Raw genomic sequence first — 12599 nt, forward strand, 5'->3', positions numbered from 1 at the left:
AAACCGACCCTGTTAGTGCGTGAAAACAACACAAAACCGCCACAAACCAGCAGGCCACAGACCTGCACCGGGAATTATCGACGAAGAGTGAGTCAAGTCAGGTCCAAGTCTCACGCCCGACAAACTCCAGGTCTCAGGTCGGGTGGTCAAGGGTGAATCGACCCGGGTTTGGTGCTCGCCTTCTTTCTTGGGAAGGATGGGCAGACCATGCCATCGAAGTACGACGAAGCGACCAAGGCCAAGGCTGTGCGACTGGTCGTCGATCACCGTGACGACTACGACAGCGAGTGGGCCGCGATCAAGGCGGTGTCGGCCCGGCTGGGCATGACCGCGGAGACGTTGCGGAAGTGGATCCGCCAAGCCGCGGTCGATCGGGGTGAGGCCGAGGGGACCTCCACGGAGTCGGCGAGGATCATCCGTGAGCAGAAGCGGAAGATCGCCGAGTTGGAGCAGACGATCGAAATCCTTTCTGCGGCAACGTCTTTTTTCGCGCGGGACAAGCACCCGCGACACCGTTAGTGTGTGAGTTCATCGCCGAGCACAAGGCCCGGTTCCCGATTGCGGCGATGTGCCGGGCGCTGATCGCGCGCGGGTTGAAGATTTCCCCGCGAACCTTCCACGCCTGGGCGAAACGGGCGCCTTCGAAACGGGCACTGTGGGACACCACGGTCACCGAGATCTTGGCCGGCTACTACGAGCCCGATGAGAACGGCAAACGCAGACCGGAATGCCTGTACGGGGCGGCGAAGATGTGGGCGCACCTGCAACGTGAAGGGATCCCGGTCGCCCGGTGCACGGTGGAACGGTTGATGCGGGCGAACGGCTGGCGAGGTGTGGTGCGGCGCAAGAAGGTCCGTACCACCGAGGCCGATCCGGCGGCAAGTCGGGCGGCGGATCTGGTGGATCGCCAGTTCCGGGTAACGGCACCGAACCTGCTGGTCGTGGCCGACTTCACCTATGTGCGGCTGGCGACCGGCGCGTTCGTGTACACAGCGTTCGCCATCGACGCTTACGCGGGCCGGATCCTGGGCTGGGAATGCTCGACCAGCAAACAGACCGTGTTCGTGGAATCGGCGATCCGGCAAGCCGCTGCGCTGCGTACCCGCGAAGGGCGCCCGCTGACCGATGCAATCCATCATTCCGATGCGGGCAGTCAGTATACGTCGGTGAAATTCGGTGAGACACTGATGCTTTCGGGACTGAGGCCGTCGATAGGGTCGGTGGGCGACGCCTTCGATAATGCCCTCGCCGAGACCACGATCGGGCTTTATAAGACCGAAGCAGTCCGGGACGATTCCCCGTTCCGGCGTGGCCCGCTGCACCGTCTGGCTGATGTCGAGCAACTCACCCATGAGTGGGTCAGTTGGTTCAACGAGTCCCGACTGATGCATCGGCTCGGCCGCAAACCACCGATCGAGTACGAGGCCGACTACTATGCCGCTCTGACCGAACAACCGGTCGGAGACAGATAACCGGGTGCGCACGAAACCCGGGGGGATTCATCCGGCCTTGTGGACTACCTCGACCAGTTGGACAAGGCACAACGCGAGGCCGCGAAGCTGCTGAATCTCGACTTCTTCGATACCCGCGCGATCACCGCGGGGCATGGCCTGTGCTCGCCGCAGCCGTGGCTGAACGAGTTCTTCGACCCTCGGGCCAACTTCCTCGGTATACCGTTCCACCCCAGTGCCCAGGGGGATTCGGTGTTGGCCCACGCGCTGTATCGCTGGATCTCCCAGTGACCTCGGTGTATACACCGGCCGCAGACATGCCGTCCGGCGTGTCCGCGGCGGGATCGAGGAGGCTGCCATCGCTGACCGCGGCGCGCTGGTGGGCTGCCTGTGCGGTGCTCGTATCGCACGCGCTGATTCTGTTGCCTACCTATCCATTTCAGAAGACCGAACTGTTCCGGCGTATCCATCAGGACTTCGTGCCGATGCAGTTCGGCGCGGCTGGCGTGACCTTCTTCTTCGTGTTGTCCGGGTTCATCATCTACTGGTCGGCCGGACACGGGGGTTCAGCGTTGAGCTTCTACCGCCGCCGGGTGCTCAAGATCTATCCGACGCACCTGATCGCCGGCGTGGCGTTCAAGTTGCCCACCCGTGTTGCGGCACTGTTGATGCTGCTCTACGCCCAGCCGTTGACTCGCGTCCTGCGCCTGACAATCGGCGACGTCCTGGAAGCTCCGCCGGCACCAGATCCCTGCACTCACCGGCCGCGCCGCCGCGATCAGGCACCTCGTCCTCCAAGCACCTGCACCGGTCGTCGCCCGAATGCTCGGCTACACCTACGACCAGACCGCCCTGAAACCGGGCCTGGTCCAGCATCAAACCATGTCCGGGGACAGGGTTTAAGTCGACAGTTGATTACGCCAGGTCACCAGTGCGACCCTCATCCAAAGCTGACTTTGGTTGAGGTGCAGCGCATCCTGCGTCACGCCCAACCTCGCGACATTGAGCGTCTACACCTGGGTACGCGCGGGTGCAGGACATATTCGACCGGCTGCAGGAACACTACGCACAGCCCCGCCTGCCCGACAGGGATCGGTGGCTTGCAGGGCGCCGGGCCGACGAGAGGTGTGCCGATCGCATGACTTTATCGCCGAAGACGGAGTTGGCGTCGATCGGTCCCCTCGCCACATGGGCGCCTCGTCTACATCACGGCAACTCGCACCCGCATCCCTGCCCAGACCGAGCGCGGAATTTAGCGCATGAGACCCGTGTTGGCGCGATCCCCCAAACACCACCAGCACACTTCCGGTTTTGGTGCCGAAAATTCTGTTCCGGGGCTGAAACGCTAACTCCGCACAGAGGGCGAAGCCGATCTATGCGACAGTCGGTGACATGCCGTTGTCTCGGGTTCATGAAGTAGCGCGCAGAACGTACGGGCACCCACCTGCTGATTCGACGAGCAGCAGTTCCTCGGCGACCACGACCGAGTCGTGGCCTACAGTCGAGGCCGCCTGCGCGCGCGACATGACGACTCGATATCGGATACAGCTGGAAGCTGACATTGGCACGATTGTTGTCGGAGTTTGGTAAGTCAGCTCCCGCCGACCCGCGCATCGGCCAACCCATTACCCTATAGCTGAACTGCAGGTTCGTCGGCTGAAATGGAACAGCGGGGGCGATGGGTCGCGGGGCCCGGCTGCTTCGACGGGGGCCCATCCGTGGAGGAGCCATCTGCAGGTCCAAGTGAGCGGTGATGGCGCGGCACGCTGAACCCCATGCGCCTTCCTGACAGTCGGAATGATCGTAGCTGGACTTATTTCGACTTCGATGTCGAAGTCAACAGACTGGTGAGTATGCAACGAATGTGGAGCGGATGCGAGTACCCGAGCTGGCGGTCATCAATCATCCAGGTGAAGGAGGGGACGAGCGGGATGAAGAAACACACAGTAACGGTCGGTCGAATAAATCGGACGAAAACGCCAATATTGGTGCAGAGTGGCGGGCGCGGCGGTGCCTCGGAACACGACGCGGTCGGGCGTGGCAGGCCGTGAGCGAGGTCGCTTCGGTGGCGGGGGCGCTGATGCTGGTGGCCGGGGTGGCTGCGGCAGAGCCACCGACCTCTGGTCCGGATCTGGGTCCACCGGGCGGGTACCAGGCACCTGCGGAGAGCAGCACCGGTCTTCCCGCGCGGCCGGTCATCACCGGGATCGAGCCGATCACCGACCGGTGGCTGCGGGTGTTCGTGCAGTCACCGTCGATGCATCGGGTCGTGCAGGTCCAGGTGCTGCTACCGGCCGACCGCAGCCGGCCACGACCCACCCTGTACATGCTCGACGGGCGCGGCGCCCCGGAGAACGAAAGCAGCTGGACCGAGCACGGGCATGCGGTGCAGTTCTTCGCCGACAAGAACGTCAACGTCGTGATGACTACCGGAGGACCGGCCAACCTCTATAGCGACTGGCAACACCGCGACCCGGTACTGGGCACCAACAAGTGGGAAACCTTCCTCACCCGCGAGCTGCCCCCGCTGATCGACGCACGCTTCGACGGCAACGGACGTCAGGCCATCGAAGGGGTGTCGATGGGCGGCGAGGCCGCGATGATGCTCACCGTTCGCAACCCGGGCCTGTATCGGGCGGTAGCCGCGCACAGCGGCTGCTACAGCACCGCCCCCGGTCCCGGTCAGGACCAGGCCCGCGCGATCGTGGAAACCTACCACGGCAACCCCGACAACATGTTCGGCCCACCCGATGACCCCGACTGGCTCGCCCACGACGTCATGACCCACGCCGCAGCACTGCGCGGCACCGCGATCTACCTGTCCTCCGGCAGCGGAATCCCCGGCGAACACGACGTACCCGGGCAAGCCACTCTGCCCGACGACATCACCATCGGCGGACCACTGGAAGCCGGCGCCTACAGCTGCACCGACGCCCTCGCCCGCAAGCTCACGCAACTCCACATCCCCGCGACGGTGAACCTGCGCCCCACCGGCACCCACTCCTGGCCCTACTGGGCCGACGAACTGGCCCGATCCTGGCCACTGATCGCCCACGCACTCGACACCAGTAACTGACACGAAGATCTGCGGCACCGTCGGACGTACACGAAGCGTCCAGACATAAAAGAATAAGCGATTCGAAGGACGGGATGTCTGTAAATGCCACGCAGTTCACGGACTTGCCGTGAAAACCAGTAACATAAACAAAAGCACGCCTGGGGTTGCCCAAAACTTGCCAATCCGCAGGATTTGGCAATATATCGACATTAATGCACTATTTCCTTGCCCAGTTTCACTCTTGAAACTTTGCGACCCTTTCAAGAGGATCTGCGTCCTTGAATCATTCTTGAACCATGGGGAATCCTAATATGAAACGGCCAATGAAAATCGCCCGCAGAATGGAGGTGTACAGATGCGTTCACCAGCCTTCCCACTGCGGCTGAGTTCCCACTCTGGATTGTGTGCGCCCGCCGAGAGGCATGGCTGCAGTTGCGCAGTGAAGAGCATCGGCGACGACAGCAGATCACTGCGGCATCGGTTTATGAGTCCAGTGTCCTTACCCTCGACTTCTTTGCCATATATTTGGCTGGAAATCGAGGATCTGTCACAAGATTGACTTCCGGCGATTTCCTCGACGCGATTCGCCGTCTCATCAGCCTGGGATCGACGATATCGCGAAAGTCTTTCAACGAAAGGCCGACGAATGTAGCCGCCCGGTGCCGTTGACAACCCCTGTGGACCAGTTAGGGAAGACACTATGCCGATTATTTCGCAGCCTGACGAGGGCTGGGACGGGACCGAGTTCGCCCTGGACCCGGCGGGTTTGCAGGGGGTGGCCGGCCAGGTCGGCCGAGTCTACGACGACGTCAACGACGCAATAACGGACTGGAGCGACGCCATCGCACTGTCGGCGCAGGCGCTGGGCGATCCGAAACTCGCGTCGGTCTACTCGGGGTTCGTGCAGGTGTGGAGCCCGGAGACCAATGCCACCGGGTTGGCTCTGGGTGAATTGGTGAAGAACCTGTCCACGGCCAAGCAGCTCTACGAGGAGACCGACCATGCCTCGGCTGGGCAATTCGATCGGCTGCGCGGCGCATGAGCACACCGTGGGACTTGAGCACAGTTCGGGACTTGGATACGGCGCTGAAGAAGATCGAGTCGTTGTCACAGTCCGATGTTGTTGCCGATCCCTCGGTGCTGAAGTCGGCTGTCGGTGCCGCGCTGGCTCCACCGGCGCCTGGTGGCTCGCCCACGCAGATCTATTCGGCGGCGACCGCCTACCGGAAGGCCGCCGAGCGGTATGGTCAAGCCTTCGACGATCTTCGAAGGGTCCACACCACAACGCTGCCTGCCGCGTGGAAAAGCCCCGCTGCGGACAAGGCTGCACAACACATCCAAGCGGTAGGGATCCAGATACAGAACACTGTGTCTGCATTCGGCCTGGTCAGCGAGGCTCTGATGTCCTGGAGCGACGCGCTGCAGCGGGCTCAGTCCAACGACCAGCACGGACGCGAGCTTTTGACACAGGCCGGCAACGTAACCGAGGGCAGGGCCCTGGGACTCGGCGTCGGTGTATCGGCCGGTCAGGCTTTGCAGCTCGCCGCGGATGGCTGCTCACTCAGACAAGCCACCGCGCTGGAGCTGCTCGGCGCGGCTTCCACTGCCACCATGGTGCTGACACAGACCACTGCTTACGCTCGTGCCCAGAAGGTCGTCGATGCCGGCCCGTTGACCGCGACGCTCCTGTCCACCGCGCAGAACCCGGACGGCACGCAGATCCTGAGCCTCAACGCGATCACCGTCGGTGAGCAGCGGTGGGAAGCGCTGTCGACCGCGGACAGGACAGCCCTGGAGGGCCTGCTCGCGTCCAGCGTTTCCTCGCAGGAAGCCGCCTATATGTGGAAGGCGTTGGCCGCAGGCAATTCAGTCAAGACGATCGAGGCATTCGACAAAGCGATACGCCCGCACGCCACGAGCCCGCAGTGGCTCGCCGACCACCTGACCCCGGATCTGGCCGGCCAGCCGGGTTCCTCGTGGGGCAGCGGCGACGTGTCCTGGGCAACGTATAAGGGCAAGTCGAACGGGCAGCTGGGCCTGCTCAGCCGATTCAAGGACTTCGCGCTCATGGAGGATTCGGACATTTATAACCAGGGCAAATATGGCGACTGTGTAGCCGCGTCCACGGTCGTGGCCAGGGCAAACGTGGATCCGGTGTATATGCTCGGGTTGACCACCGGATTCGGGGAACCCGTCGGCAGCAACCCACCACCCGGCGACGACAGCCCCGCCGCATTCCATGCCCGGCTCCAGCATGCGTACATCGGAGAGTATCGGATAGGTCAGGCCGCCGAGGGAGACAAGCCCGACCTGCAAACAGGTATTGGGTCGAAGGGTGAAAATGTGCTAGCGAACCGGCTGCTCGCCCCGGCGACCTCCACCCCCTATCACTATCAGAGTTTGAGTAGCCCCTCGTCACGAGCGCAGGCGCTTCCCGAGATCGAAGCCAACGCAGCCGATGGCGTGCCAGTACCCATCGACGTGCAATCCTCACCAGGGACGCCCACCAAAGACTTTGAGGCTCACCAAGTAGTGGTAACCGGGTACAAGGGCGGGAAGCTTCAAATCGTTAACCCGTGGGGATTCACCCAGAATGATGTCGATCCATCGAAATTCGTCGACGGGAAGCTCCCCATCGGCACACCCGTCGGGGGGCTTTCTTTGTCGACCGTCACGATGCCGGATGCCGACGGCGTGGAGATGCCGGGCGATTGAACGGGATTTCGGTGGGTCGTGACGAGGAGCTGCGCGGCCTGGACGTGGAGGCCGGCCTCACCATGGGCATGCTGCTGCCGGGGACCGCGCACGCCGCGATGTTCACCGACGTCGCGATCGTGGCGTCGTGGCAGGCGCAAGAACTCGGGGTCGGCCCATACCCCCTCACGTTCCTGGCGGGCTGCGTGCGCTCACTCGGGGTCCAGGGTGCCCTGCAGCTGCCGGAGCCACTGATCGGGCACGAGCCGACCGCACTGGTACGCAGGTGGCTCTCGGCCGCTACCGGACCGACCCGCAACATCGCCCACGACGACCTGTTCGCACAGTGGCTCGAAACGGTGGCCACCCTGCTGCAAACCCGCAGACAAGTCCAACAACCGAACCGCTCGTCATAGCTGCACCCTCCTCGTCACAGCGGGACACCGACGCCCGGCCGACTCCCTACGTGGGCGGGCCACCATCGCTCGTCTCGCCTCCACGCCCTGACCTAAACGCACGCTTGTTGGGCTGCGAACAACTACGAGCCGTTGACCAGCACCGACAAACCGACCACCGGCCCCTGCAACGCGCGACACGACACGGACCCGAATGGGAAAGCCCCAGTTTCGAACCGACAGTCGTGGACAGAACCAGCCTGAACGACCTGCTGACTGACCGAGGATTTCATCCTGATCGCCGTATACGACGGCTCAACGGTCACCAAGACCGACCTGCTTGGCGTGATGACCTCGGGGGACACTGCGGTTCCCCGCCATCCGGTCCTACCCCGCAGACGCCATCGTCCGCCGAATCGCCGACGTCGCCATCGTCGTGGACCGGACCAGCATGAAATTCACCAATCCTGACGGCACCGTCTTTACAACAGCCAGCCGCTACACCCACGTCTTCAGCTTCGACAGCGTCGCCGGACGGCGCCTGGTGTCTGTGCAGGACACGCAGATCACCCCGCCTGGGGGCACTGGGATGGGTTCGACCGATAGCGTTCAAACTTTAGGGAATCGGACCGGCCCTGGCTGCGTCGAACTCGATGGGGCAGTTCCTGGGCTCGCATCGAGTACAAACTGGTTAGTCACCGCCGCGTCCCTCCTCAGGGCGCGGTGGTGATGCTATCCAGAGGCAGCACCTATTTCCGGAGGTACACCCCTTCTGTCGGATGGCTTCCAAGGCTTCTCGAGCACTGCAATCAATAGCGCTGCCGCGTCTCCTGCGGGTAGCTCGGTGATAATCGAGCTGGTGACCTGCGGTTTCATTCCGGCCATTAGCTGAGCTGCCATCCGAGGGTTTTCACCGCCAGATCGCTGATTGCGGATCTGTCTCCATCACGAGCCGCAGGCACCACCGCCTCGCCCTGCCGCTCCCATTAGGGTGTCGGTAAGGATCGCCCCACGAGCACCGCTAGGGTGTTCAGTTTCTTGGACGGTTCCGGGCTTCACGAACGGGGTTGTAGGACCCCCATGAGCCTCGACGACCGTGCGCGCGGCCAGCGCGACAGCAATAGCGTCGTCGATATCGTCACCCCAGTTTCTATCGCTGGTACGCGCTGTTGGCGACGAGGCCCTGTGTGGTTCGAATCTTGGCAGGTCACATGATTCCTGATGGGGTGCCGTCGGTGCAACGGCTGGAATCACGGCTTGGGACTGGGGCTGGTCGATCGTGACCGCACCGTCGGTGGGCTGTCCGGGCGCGCTTGCGCTTGGCAGCCGTGTTAGCGGCGGGGCCGGAGGTGCTGCTGCTGGACGAGCCGACCAATCATCTCGACGCCCTGAACTGGCTCGAGGACCACCTGCGGACCCGGCGCGGCACCACCGTGACCGTCTCCCACGACCGCACTTTCCGGGAGCTGATCGTGACCGTCAAATCGATGGGTCGGGCACGAGCCCGGCGGCGCTGCGGGCACTGGAGCGGATGGTCGCCGCCAACTGGTCTCAGGTGCGGGCCAACCACGAACGACTCGCGGACCTATGGAAGTCGGCCGAGAACGACCTCGTCCTCGTCAACTCCCACGACCCAGCACTGCTGCGCCGAGCACAGCGCGCGGCACCACCGGCATAGCTCCCGGAGTACGGCCGATCTTAGATTAGTGAGCGTCCGGGAACTTCCTTTGCTGCCTGACATTCCCTGTCGGCGGAGCCCTCAGGGCCGGGGTATAAAGGAGGGCTGTGGCAACTGAGCTGACTGTGTTCTCCGACTGCCAGCAGATCCACCTTCTTGATAGCGACTCGTCCGCCGAACTGGCGGACTGGGCGAATTCCGCACTGCTCAACTACTTGGCGCTGGAGGACGACGCGATCGGCATCCGCACAGGGGTCAACGGCGACGTCATCGTCACCATCGACGTGACCGACGCCCCGCCCGCCGATGACATAGATGCCTTCGACACTGTGACGGAGTGTGGCCTCCGAGCCGATTCCGGCACGTTGAGGCTCACCTCTCCGACCTACTGCGAGGACGACGGTGATTTGGTGACAGTTCCGAGGGGGTGGCTGCGGTTGCGCGTTTCCTTGACGAGGTCGCCCGATGACGAGGAATACGACGATCCCGCCGATCGGCAACACATCCGGATTCAGTGCTGGCCCGCTGCACCCACCGGCGCCGTCTTGGTCAAGGGATGGAATCCCGAGACAGGCGCATTTTACCCCGTACCGACCAACTGAACTCCGTCGCGCCGGTCATGTTCGGGTGAGTCGGCGTGAGGTGGTCATGATGGTAGCGATGTAGACCATGGCTTCGTGGTGATCGGGCCGGGTCTCGTAGTCACGGACCAAACGGCGGTGTTTGCTGATCCAGGCCAGCGTTCGTTCCACGACCCACCGCCGGGGCAGCACGACGAAGCCGGAATCGGTACGTTTGACGATCATCACGGCCAGGTTCAGGACTTGGTGCGCCCAGTGCACCAGCCTGCCGGTGTAGCCGGAATCCGCCCAGGTCAGTGTGATGGTGGAGAACCGTTCTCGCAGCCTGGCCAGCAGCGGGACAGCGCCGTCGCGGTCCTGGGTGCTGGCGGCGGTGACCACGACCGCCAGCAGCAGGCCCATGGTGTCGGTGGCGATATGGCGTTTGCGGCCTCCGACCTTCTTGCCGTTGTCCCATCCGGGTGATGCGCCCAGCACGGTGTCCGCGCCCCGCACCGACTGGGAGTGGATGATCGCCGCAGAAGGGGTCGGCCGACGGCCCGCGCGGACCCGGATCCGATCACGCAGAACATCGGTGATACGTTGCCACACACCGGCTTTGGTCCATCGGCAGAAGATGTCGTAGACCGTTGTCGGGGGCGGGAAATCTCTGGGCAGCGCCCGCCAGGCGATGCCACCACGCACGAGGTAGAAGATCGCGTCCAGCACCAGGCGGCGGGGATGTTTCTCACCACGCCCGCCCTTGCCGCCGGTGTTGCCCGGCGGCGGCAACAGCGGTTCGAGCAGCGCCCACTGCTCGTCACTGCACGAGGACCGATACGCCGGACACACCCGGATCGACGACGCGTCGTGGACTGGGCAGGACGAACACAGACAACTCGGCAATACTGGCACACGAACTCCTGGCAGAACATGGTCACGACAACCGCTGATCTACCAGGAGTTCTTCATGTCAGGCGCCGACACACCGGACCGAACGCCATTCACCTGCAACCACATTCGACAAACCCGCACCCCACGGTCACCCCGCCGACAACCCACCACCAGCCAGACTGACGAGAGTTCCCGGACGCTCACTCAGGCCCTTCGCCAAGCGGGTTACTGACTGTGATCCCGGTGAGGCAGGGTGGTGGTGTGCCGACTTTCCGTGTGGATGTCCTGCGACTGGCCCATGTGCGTGTGCGCGATCACCTTGCCGTAATGCCCGCGACCGTCGAGGCGAGTTGGGCAGCCCGGCCGGGCGGACTTCGGATCGTGCTCGAGGGAACGGCAGCACCGGGCAATCCTGCGCGGTCACCGCGATCGCCGTGCCGACGATGAATACCGCGGCTCTCCCCCGCAAGCGCTTTGCAGCGGCCGAGGCGGTCCGCGAGGCGCCCCGCCGACAGCGCGCCGATCAGCAGCACGCTGACGATGCTGCCCGGCTACGCGGAGTTCAAGCCGAAATCGGAACTGACGAACAGTAGTGCGCCGGAGACGACACCGCTACAGTCGGCCCTGTCAGAATCCATACCCGAGATGTCAGGGCACGCAATGTTCTCGTTCGGCCGAATCAGGGTTGCGTGGCTGCTGGCCGCGTCCGTGCTGGTGCTCGCGGCAGCCGGGTGCGGCGCCGGGACGCCGCCGGCCGTACGTGGCGGCGAGTCCGGTGGCGCCACATTCATTCTGCCGCTGGCGTCCGATGCGGCAACAAGCCTTGCCTCCGGCCTGCGGCTGGCGGTATCCATCGCCGGTGGCGCAGACAAGACCGTCGAGGTCGACACGGGATCGCGAGGGGTGGTGGTCGCCCGCAGCGCGATCGGGCCGCAGGCCACCGATACTGGCCGGTCCGGCCGAGTCGAATACACCAGTGACGGGCTGATCCTGTCCGGCGAGTACTTTCTCGCCACGATCGGGTTCCACACCGCACAGTCGACGGTGGCGACCATTCCCGTGCGCGTCCTGGGCGTCGAGTCGAGCAGTTGCGACAGCAAGTATCCGCGGTGCCGGCCAGATGCCGACACCGAGCACGTCGGCATGCTCGGTGTCGGCTACGGCACCTATGCCAAGTCCGGCAAGCCACCGGCGGCAGAAGTCGATCCGTTCCTGGAACTACAGGCCATGCAGGACGGCACCGCCCGGCGCGGGTACATCATTACCCGCAACAGCGTGACACTCGGCCTCACCGCCGCCGACCCGACCTCGTTCGACCAGGTCACTCTGGCAAGGCCGACCGGATCCGCCGGCCTGCCCAGCGACTGGGGCGCGGCACCCGGCTGTTTCGCCCTGCCCGACTACGGCAACGATGAACGATGCGGAACGATCCTCGTCGATACCGGAATCGCGACCATGATCGTCGGTCCGGGCCCGGCCGGGCGACCGCCCGCACTACGCACCGCCATCCCGAACGGCACCCGCATCCGGATCGGGCTTCCGGCCTTCAGCGATCCCGCGCTCACCTACACCATGACGACCGGCGCGACCAACGATTCCCTTGCGCCACAGGGAGATCCGGCCGCCCGATGGTCGAGATCCGGCCCCTTCGTGAACACCGGTCGGCACCTACTCGCCGGATACGATTATCTCTTCGACGCCGACACCGGCCACATCGGCTTCCGCAAGGACCCGGCCTGAACGTGCGGTGATCGGCGCCGTTCGTGCCGCCCAGCTCAGAGCCTGGTGACAAAGGGTTTGGTCGGTGATCCATGCTCGGCGTGATGCCTTGAGCGGGAACAGGTTCAGAGAATTCGGGCGATCAGCCCC

10 protein-coding genes are annotated in these 12599 nt (G+C 63.9%); 9 read left to right on the plus strand and 1 reads right to left on the minus strand.

Translation table 11 applies throughout. The features are described 5' to 3' along the window. Window positions 1–207 precede the first annotated feature (207 nt). The 8 genes from ABH933_RS43220 to ABH933_RS43255 all read left to right on the plus strand — a co-directional run bounded on the left by ABH933_RS43220 (window position 208) and on the right by ABH933_RS43255 (window position 9878). Window positions 208–1472 (plus strand): IS3 family transposase gene (locus ABH933_RS43220; protein ID WP_429428343.1). Its coding sequence is split into 2 segments (ribosomal slippage): window positions 208–487 and window positions 487–1472, totalling 1266 coding nucleotides; the frame shifts between segments, so codons are not numbered across the junction. Window positions 1473–1511: 39 nt separating this feature from the next. Beyond that, window positions 1512–1742 (plus strand): hypothetical protein, encoded by a 231-nt coding sequence (locus ABH933_RS43225; RefSeq protein ID WP_429428341.1) that lies wholly within the window; start codon window positions 1512–1514, stop codon window positions 1740–1742. Next, window positions 1739–2593, plus strand: coding sequence for an acyltransferase family protein (locus ABH933_RS43230; RefSeq protein ID WP_429428339.1), 855 nt, complete (start codon window positions 1739–1741; stop codon window positions 2591–2593). Before ABH933_RS43225 ends, ABH933_RS43230 begins: the two co-directional genes overlap by 4 nt. A 905-nt stretch (window positions 2594–3498) precedes the next feature. Next, entirely contained in the window at window positions 3499–4527 is a 1029-nt protein-coding gene (locus tag ABH933_RS43235) for an alpha/beta hydrolase (RefSeq protein WP_429428337.1), read from the plus strand. A 682-nt stretch (window positions 4528–5209) separates the two neighbouring features. Beyond that, complete coding sequence (locus tag ABH933_RS43240) at window positions 5210–5551, plus strand: hypothetical protein (RefSeq protein ID WP_429428334.1); 342 nt, start codon at window positions 5210–5212, stop codon at window positions 5549–5551. A gap of 32 nt (window positions 5552–5583) precedes the next feature. Then, a complete protein-coding gene (locus ABH933_RS43245; RefSeq protein WP_429428333.1) occupies window positions 5584–7224 on the plus strand; it encodes a hypothetical protein in 1641 nt (546 codons plus the stop codon). Further along, a complete protein-coding gene (locus ABH933_RS43250) occupies window positions 7221–7619 on the plus strand; it encodes a hypothetical protein (RefSeq protein ID WP_429428331.1) in 399 nt (132 codons plus the stop codon). The genes ABH933_RS43245 and ABH933_RS43250 overlap by 4 nt, the downstream gene beginning before the upstream one ends. A 1764-nt stretch (window positions 7620–9383) precedes the next feature. Further along, entirely contained in the window at window positions 9384–9878 is a 495-nt protein-coding gene (locus tag ABH933_RS43255) for a hypothetical protein (protein WP_429428329.1), read from the plus strand. Between the two features lie 15 nt (window positions 9879–9893). Here ABH933_RS43255 and ABH933_RS43260 read toward each other — a convergent pair whose 3' ends face one another. Continuing rightward, on the minus strand, window positions 9894–10694 hold the full coding sequence (locus tag ABH933_RS43260; protein ID WP_429428424.1) for an IS5 family transposase: 801 nt from the start codon (window positions 10692–10694) through the stop codon (window positions 9894–9896). A gap of 681 nt (window positions 10695–11375) precedes the next feature. Here ABH933_RS43260 and ABH933_RS43265 point away from each other — a divergent pair. Continuing rightward, a complete protein-coding gene (locus ABH933_RS43265; RefSeq protein ID WP_429428326.1) occupies window positions 11376–12470 on the plus strand; it encodes a hypothetical protein in 1095 nt (364 codons plus the stop codon). Window positions 12471–12599 lie beyond the last annotated feature (129 nt).

The sequence above is a fragment of the Nocardia sp. GP40 genome (assembly GCF_050434125.1).
Lineage (GTDB): Bacteria > Actinomycetota > Actinomycetes > Mycobacteriales > Mycobacteriaceae > Nocardia > Nocardia albiluteola.

What these genes read in the sequence shown, in the direction of transcription:
- ABH933_RS43265 (WP_429428326.1), top strand. Translation starts at nt 11,376, where the DNA reads ATGTCAGGGCACGCAATGTTCTCGTTCGGCCGAATCAGGGTTGCGTGG.
- ABH933_RS43240 (WP_429428334.1), top strand. Translation starts at nt 5,210, where the DNA reads ATGCCGATTATTTCGCAGCCTGACGAGGGCTGGGACGGGACCGAGTTC.